This is a genomic window from Methylophilus sp. 'Pure River', from assembly GCF_046765995.1.
Taxonomy (GTDB): Bacteria; Pseudomonadota; Gammaproteobacteria; order Burkholderiales; family Methylophilaceae; genus Methylophilus.
The window spans coordinates 25850-43423 of record NZ_JBKOUE010000007.1 but is presented as its reverse complement, the minus strand read 5'-3'; the positions used below and the strand labels follow the sequence as shown (position 1 = coordinate 43423).

General features: G+C 50.9%; 19 protein-coding genes. 16 read left to right on the top strand and 3 right to left on the bottom strand.

What is annotated here, in order from left to right; genetic code table 11:
* Window positions 1-15: 15 nt before the first annotated feature.
* Entirely contained in the window at window positions 16-705 is a 690-nt protein-coding gene (gene modB / locus ACIDE9_RS09630; RefSeq protein ID WP_411994418.1) for a molybdate ABC transporter permease subunit, read from the top strand.
* Window positions 705-1358, top strand: a complete 654-nt coding sequence (locus ACIDE9_RS09625; protein ID WP_411994416.1) for an ATP-binding cassette domain-containing protein — start codon at window positions 705-707, stop codon at window positions 1356-1358. Before modB ends, ACIDE9_RS09625 begins: the two co-directional genes overlap by 1 nt.
* Before the next feature lie 29 nt (window positions 1359-1387).
* Here the strand turns inward: ACIDE9_RS09625 and ACIDE9_RS09620 are convergent, their stop codons facing one another.
* From ACIDE9_RS09620 to nadB, 3 genes are read right to left on the bottom strand one after another with little or no spacing between them, the layout of a single operon-like run.
* Window positions 1388-1867, bottom strand: coding sequence for an FKBP-type peptidyl-prolyl cis-trans isomerase (locus ACIDE9_RS09620; RefSeq protein ID WP_194741658.1), 480 nt, complete (start codon window positions 1865-1867; stop codon window positions 1388-1390).
* Between the two features lie 59 nt (window positions 1868-1926).
* Window positions 1927-2403, bottom strand: coding sequence for a thermonuclease family protein (locus ACIDE9_RS09615; RefSeq protein WP_411994414.1), 477 nt, complete (start codon window positions 2401-2403; stop codon window positions 1927-1929).
* Window positions 2404-2409: 6 nt separating this feature from the next.
* On the bottom strand, window positions 2410-4020 hold the full coding sequence (nadB, locus tag ACIDE9_RS09610; RefSeq protein WP_194754619.1) for an L-aspartate oxidase: 1611 nt from the start codon (window positions 4018-4020) through the stop codon (window positions 2410-2412).
* 208 nt (window positions 4021-4228) lie between these two features.
* On the opposite strand from nadB, the gene rpoE reads away from it, so the two are divergent.
* The 14 genes from rpoE (at window position 4229) to ACIDE9_RS09540 (ending at window position 17571) form a co-directional block, all read left to right on the top strand.
* The gene (gene rpoE, locus ACIDE9_RS09605) at window positions 4229-4858 is read left to right on the top strand and encodes an RNA polymerase sigma factor RpoE (RefSeq protein ID WP_019883135.1); all 630 of its coding nucleotides are present in this window, start codon (window positions 4229-4231) and stop codon (window positions 4856-4858) included.
* Window positions 4859-4973: 115 nt separating this feature from the next.
* Window positions 4974-5438 carry a sigma-E factor negative regulatory protein gene (locus ACIDE9_RS09600; protein ID WP_411994411.1) on the top strand — a complete coding sequence of 155 codons (465 nt, stop codon included), beginning with the start codon at window positions 4974-4976 and terminating at the stop codon, window positions 5436-5438.
* A gap of 18 nt (window positions 5439-5456) precedes the next feature.
* Window positions 5457-6425, top strand: coding sequence for a MucB/RseB C-terminal domain-containing protein (locus tag ACIDE9_RS09595; RefSeq protein ID WP_411994409.1), 969 nt, complete (start codon window positions 5457-5459; stop codon window positions 6423-6425).
* A gap of 188 nt (window positions 6426-6613) precedes the next feature.
* A complete protein-coding gene (locus ACIDE9_RS09590; RefSeq protein ID WP_194754616.1) occupies window positions 6614-8032 on the top strand; it encodes a DegQ family serine endoprotease in 1419 nt (472 codons plus the stop codon).
* 190 nt (window positions 8033-8222) lie between these two features.
* On the top strand, window positions 8223-10016 hold the full coding sequence (gene lepA, locus ACIDE9_RS09585) for a translation elongation factor 4 (protein WP_194754615.1): 1794 nt from the start codon (window positions 8223-8225) through the stop codon (window positions 10014-10016).
* 36 nt (window positions 10017-10052) lie between these two features.
* On the top strand, window positions 10053-10868 hold the full coding sequence (lepB, locus tag ACIDE9_RS09580) for a signal peptidase I (protein ID WP_194741665.1): 816 nt from the start codon (window positions 10053-10055) through the stop codon (window positions 10866-10868).
* Between the two features lie 49 nt (window positions 10869-10917).
* On the top strand, window positions 10918-11271 hold the full coding sequence (locus ACIDE9_RS09575) for a DUF4845 domain-containing protein (protein ID WP_194754613.1): 354 nt from the start codon (window positions 10918-10920) through the stop codon (window positions 11269-11271).
* Window positions 11272-11293: 22 nt separating this feature from the next.
* Window positions 11294-11965 carry a ribonuclease III gene (gene rnc, locus ACIDE9_RS09570; RefSeq protein WP_194741667.1) on the top strand — a complete coding sequence of 224 codons (672 nt, stop codon included), beginning with the start codon at window positions 11294-11296 and terminating at the stop codon, window positions 11963-11965.
* The gene (era, locus tag ACIDE9_RS09565) at window positions 11962-12867 is read left to right on the top strand and encodes a GTPase Era (RefSeq protein WP_411994406.1); all 906 of its coding nucleotides are present in this window, start codon (window positions 11962-11964) and stop codon (window positions 12865-12867) included. The genes rnc and era overlap by 4 nt, the downstream gene beginning before the upstream one ends.
* 24 nt (window positions 12868-12891) lie before the next feature.
* Window positions 12892-13644, top strand: coding sequence for a DNA repair protein RecO (gene recO / locus ACIDE9_RS09560; RefSeq protein WP_194754611.1), 753 nt, complete (start codon window positions 12892-12894; stop codon window positions 13642-13644).
* 764 nt (window positions 13645-14408) lie between these two features.
* Entirely contained in the window at window positions 14409-15137 is a 729-nt protein-coding gene (pdxJ, locus tag ACIDE9_RS09555; protein ID WP_411994403.1) for a pyridoxine 5'-phosphate synthase, read from the top strand.
* A 31-nt stretch (window positions 15138-15168) separates the two neighbouring features.
* Window positions 15169-15558: a holo-ACP synthase gene (gene acpS / locus ACIDE9_RS09550; protein ID WP_411994401.1), complete on the top strand. Its 390-nt coding sequence runs from the start codon at window positions 15169-15171 to the stop codon at window positions 15556-15558.
* Complete coding sequence (locus ACIDE9_RS09545; RefSeq protein ID WP_411994399.1) at window positions 15555-16340, top strand: ThiF family adenylyltransferase; 786 nt, start codon at window positions 15555-15557, stop codon at window positions 16338-16340. Before acpS ends, ACIDE9_RS09545 begins: the two co-directional genes overlap by 4 nt.
* A 253-nt stretch (window positions 16341-16593) precedes the next feature.
* Entirely contained in the window at window positions 16594-17571 is a 978-nt protein-coding gene (locus ACIDE9_RS09540; RefSeq protein WP_411994397.1) for a class 1 fructose-bisphosphatase, read from the top strand.
* Window positions 17572-17574 lie beyond the last annotated feature (3 nt).

The window sequence follows — 17574 nt, the reverse complement described above, 5'->3', positions numbered from 1 at the left end:
CTGTTTGTGACTGTTATGTGGTCGTTGTCTCCTGTTGAAATCGACATCGTGCTGTTGTCACTGAAAGTGGCTGCCTGCTGTGTGCTGTTGTTGTTGTTGCCAGCCATTGCCATGGCCTGGCTGCTGGCCAGAAAGCAGTTCTGGGGACATGCTGTTGTGGATGCGCTGGTGCATTTGCCCATGGTGTTGCCGCCGGTGGTGCTGGGCTATATGTTACTGGTATTGCTGGGGCGGCGTGGCTGGATTGGTAGCTGGCTGTATGAGCAGTTTCACATACAGCTGACCTTCCACTGGTGGGGGGCGGTAATTGCCTCTGCCGTGATGGCATTTCCGCTGATGGTGCGTGCTATTCGCCAGGCGCTGATGCAGGTAAATCCTTTATTGGAGCAGGCCGCGCAGACGCTGGGTGCCACCCCCATCAAGACATTCTTTTCAATTACCCTGCCGCTTTCTTATCACGGTGTACTCACTGGCGGTATTCTGGCATTTAGCCGTAGCCTGGGTGAGTTTGGCGCCACCATTACTTTTGCGGGTAACCTCGAAGGTGAAACCCGCACTTTGCCATTGGCGATTTATAGCCTTACCCAGTCGCCCGAAGGGGATGCTGCCGCCCTGCGACTGGTGATATTGAGTGTGCTGGTCTCTGTATTCGCTTTGCTGGCAAGCCAGTGGTTGGAGCGCCGTCTGCTCAGGAGTCAGCGCTGATGTTCACGGTTGATATCCAGATACAGCAGCCTTATGCGGCAAGCACTGCATTTAACCTGCAGGCAAGCTTCGCGCTGGCGCCAGGTCAATGCCTGGGAATCATGGGCGCATCAGGTTCAGGAAAAACCACTTTACTGCATAGTATTGCCGGGTTGTTGATGCCGTCTTCCGGCGTGATCCGCAGTGGTGATCATCTCTGGTTCGATCATAAACAGGCGATTCAGTTGCCGCCATGGCAGCGCCCGGTCGGTTTGGTGTTCCAGGATGGCCGCTTGTTTCCGCATATGAGCGTAGAGCAGAATTTACGCTATGGCATGCCCGCAGGCATGGCCAGGATCGTGTTACCCGAGGTGGTGGAGGTACTCGCTATCCAGCCCTTGCTTAAACGCAAGCCCAGCCAGTTGTCTGGGGGTGAAAAGCAGCGGGTGGCCATCGGGCGTGCTTTGTTGCGTCAGCCGTCGGTACTGTTGATGGACGAGCCATTGAGTGGCCTGGATGATCAACTCAAGCAACAAGTCTTACCTTATATCAAGCAGGTGATTGCAACGTTTGGTTTGCCAACGCTGTACGTCAGCCATGTGGGGGATGAGGTGGCGGAGGTCGCCGATGAGGTGTTAACGCTGGCGCAAGGAGTCTTGCGCCAGGCCAAATAAGCTGCTTATGAGGGTAAGCAGCTTGCTACTTAGTGGTGATGACCACCGGCACCATGCACGTGCTGGTGAGAAATTTCTTCCTGGTTCGCTGAGCGTACGCTGGCGATAGTTGCAGTAAACAGCAGGCGTTGACCAGCCCATGGATGGTTGCCGTCAACCACGACTTTGCCGTCTGCAATGTCAGTGATGGTGTACAAAATCACGTCGCCGGTTTCGTCTTCACCTTCAAACTGCATGCCCACTTTCAGGTCTTTGCTTGGGAATGCGCTGGCGGGTTCGATTTGCACCAAGGCGTCATCGTATTCGCCAAAAGCATCTTCCGGATCCAGGCTCACTTCCACCACGTCACCCACGTTTTTACCGTGCATGGCTTCTTCCACTTTCGGGAAAATATTGTCATAACCGCCATGCAGATAGGCAACCGGATCCTTGCTTTCTTCCAAGGTGTCGCCATCGCTATTTTGCAGTTTATAGGTCATGGTGACCACGGTGTTCATCGCTACTTGCATGTCTAAGATCCTAAAGTTCTTTGGTAAAACAGTATTCTAAAGGATATTGTCGGCATGTGTCATTCTTGACGGCGATAATATTGCCCGTAAATTTTTCGCCATTGCCAGGGTGGCATAGGCTGGGCATCTTGCCATAGGCCTAAGCCCTGTTGCTGCGCCTGGTGTTGTAGCGCATCTAGCTCAAAACGTTTTGAATAACGTGCGTTAAACCAGGCCATGCCCAGCGCAATTTGTGCTTGGCTGGCATCGGTGTTGTTGCAATGCAAATGCCCCAGTGTCCTGCCATACATATCACGGCCTTGCAGGTGGACGGCGATATTTGCGTGTTCGCAGAGTTGTTTCAGGCTACGCCTGGACTGTATGCCGAAGGCCTGTTGCCGCTCGGGAGCGTCTATATCCAGCAGGCGTAAGTGGTAGGTGAGGCTGTTGTCACGAATAATAACTGTGTCACCATCAATGACGTTGACCAGCGCAGGCGCTGCATGGGCATAAACGCTTGCCAGCAGCAGGCCAACTAGCAGCCAGGTTTTTATCATGGCACACTAATCCAGCAAGCTGGTGTAGTTGTCTGGCGTCAGTACGCTGGGAATCGCCTCTGGCAACAAGTCAGGGTAGTCTTTGCTGAAATGCAAACCACGACTTTCATGGCGGTCAATGGCACATCGTACAATCAGCTCGGCCACTTGTAGCAAGTTACGCAGTTCGATGAGGTCGTGGCTGACTTTAAAATTGCTGTAAAACTCACCCACTTCGTCCCTGAGCATGTGAATGCGATGCAGGGCGCGGCTCAGGCGCTTGGTGGTGCGCACAATGCCAACGTAGTTCCACATAAAGCGGCGTAGCTCATCCCAGGTGTGGGTAATCAACACCTCTTCGTCGGCATCGGTGACGCGGCTTTCATCCCAGTCAGGCAATGAAATGGTTGGCTGCAAGCCTTGTGCTTCTATGTCCAGTGCGCAGCTTTGACTAAAGGCCAAGCATTCCAGTAATGAGTTGCTCGCCAGGCGGTTCGCCCCGTGCAGGCCGGTGCAAGCAGTTTCGCCAATTGCATACAGGCAATCAATGTCGGTGCGGCCATGCATGTCAGTCATCACGCCGCCACAGGTGTAGTGCGCGGCAGGGACCACGGGAATTGGTTGCTTGGTGATATCAATGCCCAATTGCAGGCAACGTTGATAAATGTTGGGGAAATGCGATTGAATAAATTCGGCTGGCTTGTGGCTGATATCCAGGTAAACGCAATCCAGGCCGCGCTTTTTCATTTCAAAGTCAATCGCGCGCGCGACGACATCACGTGGCGCCAGTTCAGCGCGTTCGTCATGCCACGGCATAAAGCGCGTGCCATCAGGCAACAGCAATAAGCCACCTTCACCACGCAATACTTCTGAAATCAAAAAGGATTTTGCATGCGGGTGATAAAGGCAGGTTGGGTGAAATTGCACGAACTCCATATTCGCCACACGGCAACCTGCGCGCCAGGCCATGGCGATGCCGTCACCGGTGCTGATGTCCGGGTTGGTGGTATACAAGTAAACTTTGCCCGCGCCGCCTGTCGCTGTGACGGTATATTGTGCAGACAGTGTGATCACTTTGCCGGTCTGGTTGTTGAGCACGTAGGCGCCCAGGCAGCGGTTGGGGCCATCGCTGGCGGTTTGCTTGAACAGTTTGTGCGTGGTGATGAGGTCAACCGCGATATGGTGTTCAAGGATGGTGATGTTTGGATGTTCGCGCACGCGATCTGTCAGCGTGGTTTGTACTGCCTGACCCGTCGCATCGGCCACATGCACCACGCGCCTGTGGCTATGGCCACCTTCGCGCGTCAGGTGCAAGCGGTCATCGTCGGCTTCGCGGGTGAAATTTACGCCTTGCTCTAGTAACCACTCAATACTGGCGCGGCCATTAGTCACCACCATGCGCGTCACTTCACTGTCACACAGTCCGGCACCTGCATCCAGGGTATCTTTAATGTGTGCTTCTATGGAGTCTTCGCTGTTGTGTACGGCGGCAATGCCACCTTGTGCCCAGTTGCTGGCACTCAGGGTGAGTTCGCGCTTGCTTAAGATGCATACCCGGTGTTGATCGGCCAAACGTAACGCCAGCGATTGACCCGCCAGCCCGCTGCCAATAATCAGGACATCAAACACTTTATTCATATTGTTTTGAGATCAATGGAACTTTGAAGGGAATGCAGGGTCACATAATTGTCTGTATTGCGTGTTGCAGTGGCAGGCAAAAATAAGGGATGAGGCGATGTTACACACAGCAAATTTAGAGGCGTTAACGCGCACCGGGTTCGTCGAAAATAACACAAAAGCGTATACTACTCCCAATCATAAAATTACCCAAGGGAGTCATCGCGATATGACTGTTCAGGCGGCGAACGCCAAACAGCAAGAGAATAAAGAGTTTGACCAAATGCTGGTTGAGCGCGCTCAGCAAGGCGATAAACGCGCCTTTGGATTGTTGGTAGAAAAATACCACCGTAAACTTGGACGCCTGTTGTCGCGCATGATTCGTGACCAGGCCGAAGTTGAAGATGTGGTGCAGGAGTCTTTTATCAAGGCTTATCGTGCATTGCACAGTTTTAGGGGCGATAGCGCGTTCTATACCTGGTTATACCGCATTGGTATTAACACGGCCAAAAATTACCTGGTGTCTTTGGGGCGCAAGCCACAGGTGATGCAGGATGTGGAAATTGAAGATGTAGAAAACTTCGATGAAGGCGATGACATGCGTACGATGGAAACGCCTGAGACCTCGCTGATGACAAAAGAAATTGCGCAAACGGTGAACGATGCGATTGCCGCATTGCCTGAAGAGTTACGCACCGCCATTACTTTGCGCGAGTTGGAAGGCTTGAGTTATGAAGACATTGCAAACGTGATGCAGTGTCCGATTGGTACCGTACGTTCACGTATTTTCAGGGCGCGCGAAACGATCGCAGCAAAGCTGAGACCATTGCTGGATACGCCTCAGCATAAACGTTGGTAATCGCGCGATATTTGCTATAAAACGGTAGGCTACTAAACGGTAGCGGGTGTGTAGGTGTTATGACAAATTTTTTGTTAAATGCTAACATAAAAACATTGATTGACTTGGGGTTATTATGAAGCAGCAATTATCTGCATTGGTCGACGGTGAAGTCGATGTTGAACGCTGTGAACATATTTTTCTCGCAGCCAAATCTACGGGCGAGGTTGCCCAGGCCTGGCGTGACTATCATGTGATTCGTGATGTGCTTCGTGAAGAGTGCTGGGTGCAATCTGATATGACCAGCCGTATTATGGCGCAGCTGGATGACGAGCCAACCATGCTGGTGCCGCAAGCCGTGACTGTTTCTGACAAAGTCACCCATATCCGCCCGCGTTTCAGTAAATATAGCTGGTCAATTGCCGCTTCTGTGGCTGCCGCTTTCTTTGTCGGCATGTTCGTGCTCAATCAGCCTGAGGTTGGTGCACCAACACAAATTGCGGATAACGACACCGACCAGTATGTCGTCGCGCATCATAACTATGCGCCCAATAGTGCCACTTATTACATGCACAATGTAGCTTACAACGCTGGCGAATAACCTTACTGTCGTTACTGTATGTCACCTAAGAATGATTTCCTGCGGGCATTTCTGCCTGTCTTGTGTCTGGCTGCGATCAGCCTGCCAGCATTTGCCGAAGAGGACCTCTGGGCAACCATGCAGAAAACCGCTTCTGCTGCCCGTGAGTTGAATTATCAGGGCCTGTTTGTGTATCACAATGGGGCGATGATACGCTCGGTGCAGATTACCCATATTTATGAGGGTGGGCGCGAGTTTACCCGCAATGTGGTGCTGGATGGCAGGCCGCGCGAGGTCTTCAGTGAAGGTGATGATATCGTCATCTTCAATGCCAAAAATGACAAAGTCGTGATCGAGAAACGGCGTGGCCAGAATCTGTTTCCGGCCATGTTGCCCACACAGTTATATCCCCTCAAGCAAAATTACAAGCTGAAATTTGTCGGCCAGGAGCGCATTGCCGGGCGGCTGGCGCAAGTCATAGACATGGTGCCGAATGATAATCTGCGTTATCAGTATCGCATCTGGTCGGATGCCGAATATGGATTGTTGCTCAAAATGAGCATGCTTGATATGCAAGGCCATACGCTGGAGCAGATAGGTTTTAACCAGGTGGCCATGCTGCACACCAAAGACCTGGACTGGTTTCAGCCCAAGATCGATGCGACCAAACCATATGTCATGGATGACACCACTGATTTGACGCATACCGTGGATAATCTAGTGGTGGCAAACTTGCCCACGGGCTACAAAAAAGTCGATCAAATCCAGTTGAGAGTACCCGGCAGGACTGCGCCGGTGCAACAGTTGATTTTCTCTGATGGCCTGGCGTCCGTATCGCTGTTTGTGGAGCCCATGGCGAAGGGCATGCAGCCCCGCGTTGGTAAGAAAACCATGGGGTCAACCAATGTCTATGCGCATGTGTTGAATGGTTACCAGTTGGTCGTGGTGGGCGAAGTGCCTGCGCAAACGGTTGAACAAATCGCACAGCAGGTGACATTTAAAAAATAATTTTCATGCCTGGTGAACAATCATTCAACCAGTTCAATGACATGGTGCGCATCCAATCTCTCCGCAACTTGTATTTCTCTACAGCGTCGCCATGTAATGATGGTGACGCTTTCAAGTATCAATATTCCCGTGCTGCATTTAGCAGGATGGCGTAAACGATTTTTTAATCATTAAATGGTAGGATAATCATGATGAAACAATGGATTTCTGGCGTGATGTTGGCATGTGCAATCACCATCGCTATGCCAGTGGTGGCCGTAGAGGCCAAAGATTTGCCGGACTTCACTGAGCTGGCAGAAAAGCAAGGGCCTGCGGTGGTCAATATCAGCATTACTTCTGTGGTGCATGGTGGCAATATTGGCTTTCCTGGCATGCCAAATGACGAAAATCTGCAAGAGTTTCTGCGTCGCTTTGGTATCCCCGGCATGCCTGGTGGGCAAGGCCAGGACGGTGGTCAGGACTATAAAACGCAGTCATTGGGTTCTGGTTTTATTATCAGTGCCGATGGTTACATTCTCACTAACGCACATGTGGTGAATGAGGCAGATGAAGTGTTGGTCAAGCTGTATGACAAGCGTGAATTCAAGGCAAAAATCATTGGTGCAGATAAGCGTACTGACGTTGCTTTGATCAAGATTGAAGCGACTGGCTTGCCTAAGGTGACTGTTGGCGATCCGAACGCATTGAAGGTTGGTGAGTGGGTGGCAGCGATTGGCTCGCCTTTTGGCCTTGAAAACACCATGACCGCCGGTATTGTCAGTGCCAAGGGTCGTGCGCTGCCGCAAGAAAACTATGTACCATTTATTCAAACCGATGTGGCGATTAACCCGGGTAACTCAGGTGGCCCGTTGTTTAACCTGCGTGGCGAAGTGGTGGGCGTGAACTCGCAGATTTACAGCAAGAGTGGCGGCTCCATGGGCTTGTCTTTCAGTATCCCAATTGATGTCGCCATTGATATTTCCAATCAGCTCAAGGCGACTGGCCGCATTGCGCGTGGCTGGTTAGGTATCGGTATCCAGGAAGTGACCAAAGACCTGGCTGATTCGTTTGGTCTCAAGCAAACCAGCGGTGCTTTGATCGCAGGCATTGAGAAAAACAGCCCGGCGGATAAGGGCGGCTTGGAAGCTGGCGATATTATTCTCAAGTTTGATGGCAAGCCAATTACGACTTCAAGTGATTTGCCACGTGTGGTGGCGACCACCAAGCCGGGTAAAGTGGTGCCCGTGGAGATTGTGCGTAAAGGTGCTAATAAAACCTTGCAATTGGGGGTGGGCGAAATGCCTAGCGAGCAACCAGAAGTGGTTGCATCCAGTAAAGAGCCGGTCAAGCCTGAGGCGAATAAGATTGGCCTGACGTTGCGCGAGCTGACTGCGTTGCAGAAGAAGAAGCTAAATGGCAAAAATGGCCTGCTGGTGATTGAAAGTAGCGGTGCGGCGGCACAAGCCGGTATTCGCCGTGGTGATGTCATTCTTGGTTTGAATAACAATGAAAGCCAAAGCGTGGATGCATTTAACAAACAGATCAATGCCGTGGCTGCAGGTAAAACCGTGGCCGTGCTGGTACAACGAGGTGAAAATACCTTGTACGTGCCGATTAAAATCAAGTAAGGGCTGTTTTGATGTTACAAAAAGACAGGTCAGCCTGTCTTTTTGTTTTTTTAAAGGTCGAGATTAACGTTGCCTGCCTGGGCCTGGACGGAAAATAAATCACTGATATTCATGCATTTGTTGTAAAATGCACCCCATTTGAAAGGCGCTTCAAGCGCCTTTCTTGCTTGTAAATAACGCATAACTGAACATGAAAAATATTCGTAATTTTTCGATTATTGCTCACATTGACCACGGCAAATCGACACTGGCAGACCGCATTATTCAATTGTGCGGTGGTTTGGCCGACCGTGAAATGGAAGCACAAGTGCTCGATAGCATGGATATCGAGCGTGAGCGCGGCATCACCATCAAGGCACAAACGGCGGCCCTGCAATACAAGGCCAATAACGGTGAAATTTATCAGCTCAACCTGATTGATACCCCCGGTCACGTCGACTTTAGCTACGAAGTGAGCCGCTCGCTGTCTGCTTGTGAAGGGGCTTTGCTGGTAGTGGATGCCTCGCAAGGGGTGGAAGCGCAAAGTGTGGCCAACTGCTACACCGCGATTGACCTGGGTGTCGAAGTGACGCCTGTCCTCAACAAGATTGATTTGCCCTCTGCAGACCCAGCGCGTGTCTCGCAAGAGATTGAAGATGTCATCGGTGTGGATGCGACTGACGCAGTACGTTGTTCCGCCAAAACTGGTGAAGGCGTGCGCGATGTGCTGGAAGAGGTGGTTGCCAAGGTACCACCGCCAGTCGGTGATATTGATGCGCCTCTGAAAGCCCTGGTGATTGACGCCTGGTTTGATAACTATGTGGGCGTAGTGATGCTAGTGCGTGTGGTGGATGGTGCGCTGAAGGCCAAAGAAAAAATCCGCTTGATGGCGACGGGTGCTGAATACTTGTGTGAACAAGTCGGTGTGTTTACACCTAAATCACTACAGCGCACGCAATTAAGCGCTGGTGAAGTGGGTTTTGTGATTGCCGGTATTAAAGAGCTGGCAGCGGCTAAAGTGGGTGACACGGTAACGCTGGCAGGTAAACCTGCTGCTGAGCCACTGCCTGGCTTTAAAGAGGTGAAGCCACAGGTGTTTGCGGGTTTGTATCCGGTGGAGTCCAACCAGTTCGAATCCTTGCGTACTGCACTGGAAAAGCTGAGGTTGAATGACTCCAGCTTGCAGTTTGAGCCGGAAAATTCGACTGCGCTGGGTTTTGGCTTCCGCTGCGGCTTTTTGGGTTTGCTGCATATGGAGATCGTACAGGAGCGCCTGGAGCGCGAGTACGACATGGATTTGATCACCACTGCGCCTACAGTGATTTATGAGCTGTTACTTAGAAGTGGTGAAGTAGTACAAATCGAGAACCCGTCACGTTTGCCTGAGCCTTCACGGGTGGAAGAAATTCGTGAGCCCATGATTGTGGTGAACTTGCTGATGCCACAAGACTATGTGGGACCGGTGATGACCTTGTGTAATAACAAGCGTGGTATCCAGCGCAATATGCAATACATGGGCCGCCAGGTCATGTTGAGCTACGAGATGCCGTTGAATGAGGTGGTGCTGGATTTCTTTGATAAGCTGAAGTCAGTCTCACGTGGCTATGCCTCCATGGACTACGAATTTCTTGAGTTCCGTGCTGCGGACCTGGTCAAGCTGGATATTATGGTCAACGGCGAGCGTGTCGATGCATTGAGCCTGATTGTGCACCGCGCCAATAGCCTGTATCGCGGCCGTGAACTGGTGTCTAAAATGCGCGAATTGATTCCACGCCAGATGTTTGATATCGCGATTCAGGCATCGATAGGTGCCAACATTATTGCGCGTGAAACAGTGAAGGCCATGCGTAAAAACGTGATTGCCAAATGTTATGGCGGTGATATTACGCGTAAGCGCAAGTTGCTGGAAAAACAAAAAGAAGGTAAAAAGCGTATGAAGCAGGTGGGTAACGTGGAAATTCCACAAGAGGCCTTCCTTGCTATCTTGCGTGTAGAAGATAAATAGTCACTTTTAGTGCAATAGCTTACTCAGGAAACAAGCATGTATTTTGCAATCTTTATGTTGGTGATTTTGCTGGTCTCAGGCGTGATCTGGCTGCTCGATATTCTAGTCTTGCGCAAACAACGCCAGGCAGGTGCCTTGGGCGATGTTGCCGACCCGTGGTATGTGGAATACAGTAAAAGCTTTTTCCCTGTTATTTTGCTGGTATTCATGGTGCGTTCTTTTGTGGTCGAGCCATTCAAGATTCCTTCCGGCTCCATGATGCCAACCCTGCTGGCAGGCGATTACATCCTGGTGAATAAATTCACTTATGGTTTGCGCGTGCCTATCCTCAATAATGTGTTTTACCCGGTGAGCCTGCCTAAGCGTGGCGATGTATTCGTGTTTCATTATCCGCCCGACACCTCGATTGACTATATCAAGCGCGTCATTGGCCTGCCAGGCGACAAAATTCAGTATAAAGACAAGCAGTTAACCATTAATGGCAAAGTCATCAACCTGGATTTTGTGCAACCGTATCAATATGCACTGAATGTGAATGACGAAAGCGGTAATGCGCGCGCAGTGGATGTGACTGCATCCCGCTTGAGCGAGCAATTGGGCGACGTGAAACACGATGTATTGATTCATGACATCATGAACCAGTATAGCCCTGGCAGCGCGGGTGACCGCCTGATGCAAGGGGAAACCATCACCGTGCCAGAAGGTGAGTACTTTGCCATGGGCGACAACCGTGATAACAGTTCAGACAGCCGTGTCTGGGGCTTTGTCGCAGAAAAGCACCTGGTCGGCCGGGCATTCTTTATCTGGTTTAACTTTGACCAATGGCGCCGTATCGGGCAAAGTATTGGTTAAGTGCACGGTGAACCGTGTGGAAACAGACATCTTCTTGAGGGATCGTATAATGAATGACTCAAAGAGCGCTCACCAACACGGTATCGGCTTGATCGGCTTTTTGCTGGTATTAACGGCGTTTGGCATCCTGGGCACCGTCGCCTTGAAGGCATTGCCATCTTATATGGAGTACTATTCCATCCAGGCGACCGTGAATCGTATTGCACATGATCCCTTGTTGCAAAGCGACAGTGATATGCGCACTGCGTTTGATCATCAGATGCAAGTCGACAGCATCCGTGAGGTGACTGGCCGTGATTTGGACATCAGTGGAGGTACGGTGGCCATGCGCTACCAGAAAAAAATCCCACTGACAGACACCATGACGTTGTTGATCGACTTTGATGCCGCCAGCAAACCTTAATGGCTGGCTTGATCGTATTTAAATGAACGCACTCCCGGTACTACAAACCAGAATTAGTTACAGCTTTACGCAGCCTGCCTTGCTGCAACAAGCGCTCACCCACCGCAGCTTTTCTGCCACTAATAATGAGCGTCTGGAGTTTTTAGGTGATAGTGTGCTCAACTTTATTATTGCGCACCAGCTGTTTAATTTGTTTCCGCATCTGCCAGAAGGCGATTTAAGCCGTTTGCGCGCCAAGCTGGTACGTGAAGCCAGTCTGGCTGAAATTGCGACCGACCTCAATCTGGGCGATGCGCTCAAACTGGGTGAAGGCGAACTCAAAAGCGCTGGTTGGCGCCGTCCTTCTATTCTGGCTGATGCGCTGGAAGCGATTGTCGGCGCGGTCTACCTGGATGGCGGCTTTGACGCTGCCCAACAAGTGGTTGCATTGTTGTATCGCGACAAGCTGCAAACCATAGACCCCAAGGCGATCGATAAAGACGCCAAATCACAATTACAAGAATATCTGCAAAGCAAGAAAATGGATCTGCCGGAGTATCAGGTCGTTTCTATTGAAGGTGAGGCGCATGCGCAAACCTTCACCGTGCAGTGTTTTATTAAAAAGCTCAAGCTGACCACCACTGGCGTGGGCACCAGTCGCCGTGTGGCGGAGCAACAAGCGGCCAAATTGGCCATGGACGAGATTCAATCATGACAGAAGAAATTACCCCCGCTACAGACGATTTTCGTTGTGGTACCGTTGCCATTGTGGGTCGCCCCAATGTCGGTAAATCCACACTGCTAAATCATATTTTAGGCATGAAGCTGGCGATCACCTCACGCAAGGCGCAGACCACACGCCATCGCCTGCTGGGTATTCATACCACAGACGATACGCAGTTTCTGTTTGTGGATACGCCTGGTTTCCAGCAAAAACATATCAACGCGCTGAATAAAACACTCAACAAAACCGTCACCCAGGTGCTTACAGAGGTCGATGTCGTATTGTTTGTGATTGAGCCGATGAAATTGGGCGAAGCCGATGAAATCGTGCTCAAGCTGCTGCCTAAAAATAAACCGGTATTGCTGGTCGTGAATAAGGCGGACCTGATGGGTGACAAAGGTAATTTGCTGCCTTTAATTCAGGACTTTGACCTGCTGTTTGACTTTGCCGGCATTGTCCCGGTCAGCGCCAAAAAGAGTTTATACCTTGATGAGTTGCTGTCAGCCGTGCGCGAGCACTTGCCGCAACAGCCTGCCATCTATGCTGAAGATGAATTGACCGACAAGAATGAACGCTTCCTGGCCGCCGAGCTGGTGCGTGAAAAAATCTTCCGTCTGCTGGGTGACGAAGTGCCATACTCTGTGACGGTAGAGATCGAGAAGTTTGAAACGGTTAAAAACCTGCGCCGTATTTTTGCCGCCATTATTGTCGACAAAGATAGCCAGAAGCCGATGATCATTGGCAAAGGCGGCGAAAAGCTCAAGCAAATTTCCACCGAAGCCCGCCAGGATATGGAAAAGCTGTTCGGCTCCAAAGTCTACCTGGAAACATGGGTCAAGGTAAAAGGCGGCTGGGCAGACGATGCGCGAGCACTGAAAAGTCTGGGCTTCTAATAGCAGATTCACTACTGGCATTTTATGGCAGTAAAATCCCCCGATTCCGGTAGCCACAAGCAATCGCAGCAACCGGTTTTCATTCTCCACACCTATCCTTTTAAAGAAACCAGTCTCGTGGTTGAAATGTTCAGCCGCGACCTCGGGCGTATTGCGGCCGTGGCTAAAGGCGCGCGGCGGCCACTTTCTGCCATGCGAGGCATGCTGCAATCTTTTCAGCAACTGGCTGGCACCTGGTCGGGCAAAAACGAACTCAAAACCCTGCATGAGTTAGAATGGATGACCGGCCTTACGCTGCTGCGCGGTGATGCGCTTATGTGCGGCTTTTACATGAACGAGTTACTGCTGCGCTTGCTGCCACGCGATGACGCTCATGCGCAACTATTCGAATATTACGCACAAACCATACAATTACTCTCGACCTTGCAACAGGATGTAGGGAGTGGTCAGCTCGCCGAAATTCTGCGTCGGTTTGAACTCAAAATGTTGCAAGAGCTAGGCTATGCCGTCCCCCTCACGCATGACGAAAATGGTGAGATTATCCATGCGGATGAAACCTATCGTTTTGAAGCGGATTATGGCGCCTGCTCGCCATCGGCAACCCGCAATGGTTTGTTGATACAAGGTGCAACGCTGCTGGAAATGGCGCGGGGTAACTACTCGAATGTGACGACGCAGTCGCAAAGCAAGCAATTGATGCGCTATTTGTTGCAGCATTACTTGGGTGAGAAGCCGTTGCATACCAGGCAGTTGTTGGTGGATTTACAGGGGTTTTAAAGGCGTTTAATTGTCTGAGCGTTTCTTTTCGCCTTTAGGCGAGTTACTTTTCTTTGCTTGCACAAAGAATAAGTAACCAAAAGAAATGCACCCCAGCTTCCGCTTGTATCCTGTGCTACTCGGTTTGCCGGGCGTCCATCGAAACTCGCCCTGACAAGCCACACACTTCGTGGCTTGTTGCGGAACTCGGACAGCCGATGGCCGAGAACCCCCACCAACCCTGCGTTGCTCGGCGCGGTAGATGGGGACCCCGAACACCAAGTGAGCGCAACGGTTGATAATTTAAATAAACGAATCTGTTTTTTAAACCGTTAGAACTTCAACTATATGAGTTTGGCGAGATAAATCCCATTCCATCACGCTGAGTAGCGGAGACAAAATAAGAGTAGAGGGAGCGACTGTTTGAATCCCGCAGTAGCTCACGTTTTGTGTGAGCTGCCAGGTTGAGTTTCGTGACCGGCTTATTTTGTTGAGCAACGCAAGGGAGCCTTTAGGCCGTGATGGCTGGGTGCCCTCTTCTTTGGTTACTTTCTGAGGGGCAAGCATCAGAAAGTGACTCGCCAAGAGGCGAAAGAATATCCATATTTAAACGCGAAGATACGTTCAAGCAACTGGTAAACAACTTGGATTTGGGAAGGGCATGTCTGTTTGCCTGGAAACCTTTAAGTCTAAACAGGAATATCTTTCTATTTTTCGCATGATTAATTTGGTTTACCATCATCAACAGTTAAAATGTTGTCATTCACCCAATTACAAAGAGAGCTATGTTAAAACTAGGCGTTAATATTGATCACGTCGCAACCATTCGTCAGGCGCGTGGCACCAAATATCCAAGCGTGGTGCAGGCCGCATTGCGTGCTGAGCAGTCAGGTGCAGACAGCATTACCTTGCATTTGCGCGAAGACCGTCGCCATATGCAGGATGCAGATATTTTTGCTTTACGGCCCTTGCTGCAAACTAAAATGAACCTCGAGTGCGCTGTCACCAGTGAGATGATTGATATTGCGATTCAGGTGAACCCGCAGGACGTCTGCCTGGTGCCTGAGCGCCGCGAAGAGCGTACGACTGAGGGTGGTTTGGATGTGCTCACACACTACGCCAAAGTAGAGCATGCGGTGAAGAAATTGTCTGATCAAGGCATACGCGTGTCACTGTTTATTGCACCAGATTTGGCGCAGATTGATGCAGCGGCAAAAATGGGGGCGCCGGTGATTGAACTGCATACGGGGACTTTTGCCGATGCTGAAACAGAAAAAGACCAGTTGGATGAACTGGAAAAAATTGACGCCGCGCTCAAACATGCAAAATCGGCCGGCCTGGTCGTGAATGCTGGTCACGGCCTGCATTATCATAATGTGCACCATATTGCGCGCTTGCCAGGTTTTGAAGAGCTGAATATTGGTCACGCCATTGTAGCGCATGCTTTGTTTGTAGGCTGGGATAGCGCCGTGCGTGAGATGAAGGCGCTGATGAAAGAGTTTTCACCTAAATGATGCAATTACACAATCATTGTGGAGAACATCAATGATTTACGGCATAGGCACAGATATTGTCGAAGTTGAACGGATCGAGGCGTCACTGGATCAGTTCGGTGATAGCTTTGCCAAACGGATTCTGGCACCCAGTGAATGGGCAGATTATGAAGCCAGCAAACTCAAAGCCCGTTTTCTGGCCAAACGCTTTGCCGCTAAAGAAGCGTTTGCCAAGGCTATTGGTACCGGCATCCGCGGTGATGTCAGCTTTCAGAATATTGCTGTCACCCATGATGCGCTAGGGCGTCCTTTGTTACAGCTGTCATCGACACTGCAAGCCTTTCTCAAACAGCATCATATTTACCAATCGCATATCAGCATCAGTGATGAAAAAAATCTGGCACTGGCCTATGTCGTGCTGGAAACGACCCAAACAGCATGACCGCAGATCAGTTAGTGGATATTCAGCGCCGCTTTAGTGGCGTACGCCGTTTGTATGGCGAACAAGGCTTGGCCCGTTTGCAAAAAACGCATGTGCTGGTGATTGGTATTGGTGGTGTCGGCTCGTGGGCGGTTGAAGCGCTGGCGCGCAATGCGGTTGGCAAGTTAACCCTGGTCGATTTAGATAATATTGCCGAGTCGAATATGAATCGCCAGATTCATGCGCTGGAAGAGACGTTGGGCAAGGCCAAGGTGACTGCCATGCGCGAGCGGATTGCTGCGATTAATCCGCTTTGTGAGGTGGTTGAGATTGAGGATTTTGTAACCCCCGAAAATCTTGCCTCGATGTTGGCCGAACAGCCGGATGTGGTGGTGGATTGCATGGATGACACCAAGGCCAAAATTGCCTTGGCGGCTTATTGCAAACAGCAGCAATTGGCGTTGATTATGGTAGGCAGTGCAGGCGGCAAGCTGGATGCGACGCGCATACGCCTGGCTGACCTGGCACATGTACAGGGAGATCGCATGCTGGCCAAGGTGCGCAACCAGTTGCGACGAGACCATGGATTCCCTAAAGCATCGGATCATAAAAAATCAGCCAAATTTGGCATTGTGGCCGTGTATTCGGATGAGCCGGTAGAGCGGCCTGAAGAGGCTTGTGAAACGTCGTCGGCAGGGCTGACTGGCCTCAACTGTGCGGGCTATGGCTCCAGTATCTGCGTGACGGCCAGTGCCGGGTTTGTCGCGGCACAACAAGCGATTCAGCAATTGATTGCGCTTTAACGCACTTAAGTCTATTCAGTGCTCGCGGCACGCCATCGGCCAATCAGGTTGAACAATGTGGGCATGGTGGCGTCTATTTTAAAAAGCCAGGCATAAACATTGCATGTTTTCGTGCATTAACCGCGCGGAAACCATCCAGACTTAACTTTTAAATGCGCTGGTTTTCAGCTTGTCATCATGACTTCAAGCGACGGTGCTATCCGTTACAGTGTCATATGGCCCAAGTACGCTTAATCCATTAAAGGTGATTGCCATGCAATTGGATGTGTTTTTAAAGAAGGTTTCTATCAACCATGCCTTGAATGTGCTGGTCTGGCATATTGCCGAGGCGGGGATTGAAATTGCTGCCCTGATCAAGCAGGGTGCATTGGAAGGCGTCACTGAAAAAATGACCAGTACCAATGTCCAGGGCGAAACGCAGATGCAACTGGACATTCGCAGTCACGAGGTGGCTGTGGCTCACTTGCGGGCTTCGGCAGTGGTGGCTGGCGTGTTGTCAGAAGAAGTGGATGCGCCAGTCTTGTTTGAGACGCTGGATGCACCATTCCTGGTCAGCATGGATCCTTTGGATGGGTCTTCCAACTTGGCGATTAATGGTGTCGTCGGTAGTATTTTCTCGGTGATTCCTAATCTCGGCGTGGCTACGCTGGGGGATCAGGCCTTTTTGCAACCGGGGCAGGACCAGCGTGCCGCGGCTTATATCATGTATGGTCCTGCTACCTTGCTGGTGCTCAGCATTGGCCAGGGCACGCATGTATTTACGCTGGACCAAACGACTCAATCATTTGTATTAACGCAACAAACCGTGCAGATGAGCGAGGAAACGTCTGAGTTTGCCATTAATGCGAGTAATCAGCGCTATTGGCAACCTGCCGTTCAGCGCTATATTGCTGAATGCCTGCAAGGCAGCGAAGGCCCGCGTGGGCGCGATTTTAATATGCGCTGGTGCGCCAGTATGGTGATGGATGTGCACCGTATTTTGACGCGTGGCGGCGTGTTTCTGTATCCGCGCGATAGCAAGCAGCCAGTCAAGGCAGGTCGCTTGAGATTATTATATGAGGCTAACCCCATGAGTTTGCTGGTGACGCAGGCCGGTGGGGCAAGTATAGACGGGCTGGAGGATGTGCTGGCCCTTCAGCCGACGGCATGTCATCAGCGTGTGCCGGTCTTGTTAGGCGCTAAGCAGGAAATCCAGCGCTTGCGTGATTATCATCAGCAAGTTTCAAAATAATAA

Coding starts and splice junctions, on each gene's coding strand:
- era (WP_411994406.1), top strand. CDS start 11,962: ATGACAGAAGAAATTACCCCCGCTACAGACGATTTTCGTTGTGGTACC.
- lepB (WP_194741665.1), top strand. CDS start 10,053: ATGTATTTTGCAATCTTTATGTTGGTGATTTTGCTGGTCTCAGGCGTG.
- ACIDE9_RS09540 (WP_411994397.1), top strand. CDS start 16,594: ATGCAATTGGATGTGTTTTTAAAGAAGGTTTCTATCAACCATGCCTTG.
- rnc (WP_194741667.1), top strand. CDS start 11,294: ATGAACGCACTCCCGGTACTACAAACCAGAATTAGTTACAGCTTTACG.
- recO (WP_194754611.1), top strand. CDS start 12,892: ATGGCAGTAAAATCCCCCGATTCCGGTAGCCACAAGCAATCGCAGCAA.
- ACIDE9_RS09575 (WP_194754613.1), top strand. CDS start 10,918: ATGAATGACTCAAAGAGCGCTCACCAACACGGTATCGGCTTGATCGGC.
- rpoE (WP_019883135.1), top strand. CDS start 4,229: ATGACTGTTCAGGCGGCGAACGCCAAACAGCAAGAGAATAAAGAGTTT.
- nadB (WP_194754619.1), bottom strand. CDS start 4,020: ATGAATAAAGTGTTTGATGTCCTGATTATTGGCAGCGGGCTGGCGGGT.
- pdxJ (WP_411994403.1), top strand. CDS start 14,409: ATGTTAAAACTAGGCGTTAATATTGATCACGTCGCAACCATTCGTCAG.
- ACIDE9_RS09545 (WP_411994399.1), top strand. CDS start 15,555: ATGACCGCAGATCAGTTAGTGGATATTCAGCGCCGCTTTAGTGGCGTA.
- acpS (WP_411994401.1), top strand. CDS start 15,169: ATGATTTACGGCATAGGCACAGATATTGTCGAAGTTGAACGGATCGAG.
- ACIDE9_RS09600 (WP_411994411.1), top strand. CDS start 4,974: ATGAAGCAGCAATTATCTGCATTGGTCGACGGTGAAGTCGATGTTGAA.
- ACIDE9_RS09620 (WP_194741658.1), bottom strand. CDS start 1,867: ATGCAAGTAGCGATGAACACCGTGGTCACCATGACCTATAAACTGCAA.
- ACIDE9_RS09595 (WP_411994409.1), top strand. CDS start 5,457: ATGTCACCTAAGAATGATTTCCTGCGGGCATTTCTGCCTGTCTTGTGT.
- ACIDE9_RS09625 (WP_411994416.1), top strand. CDS start 705: ATGTTCACGGTTGATATCCAGATACAGCAGCCTTATGCGGCAAGCACT.
- ACIDE9_RS09615 (WP_411994414.1), bottom strand. CDS start 2,403: ATGATAAAAACCTGGCTGCTAGTTGGCCTGCTGCTGGCAAGCGTTTAT.
- ACIDE9_RS09590 (WP_194754616.1), top strand. CDS start 6,614: ATGATGAAACAATGGATTTCTGGCGTGATGTTGGCATGTGCAATCACC.
- lepA (WP_194754615.1), top strand. CDS start 8,223: ATGAAAAATATTCGTAATTTTTCGATTATTGCTCACATTGACCACGGC.
- modB (WP_411994418.1), top strand. CDS start 16: ATGTGGTCGTTGTCTCCTGTTGAAATCGACATCGTGCTGTTGTCACTG.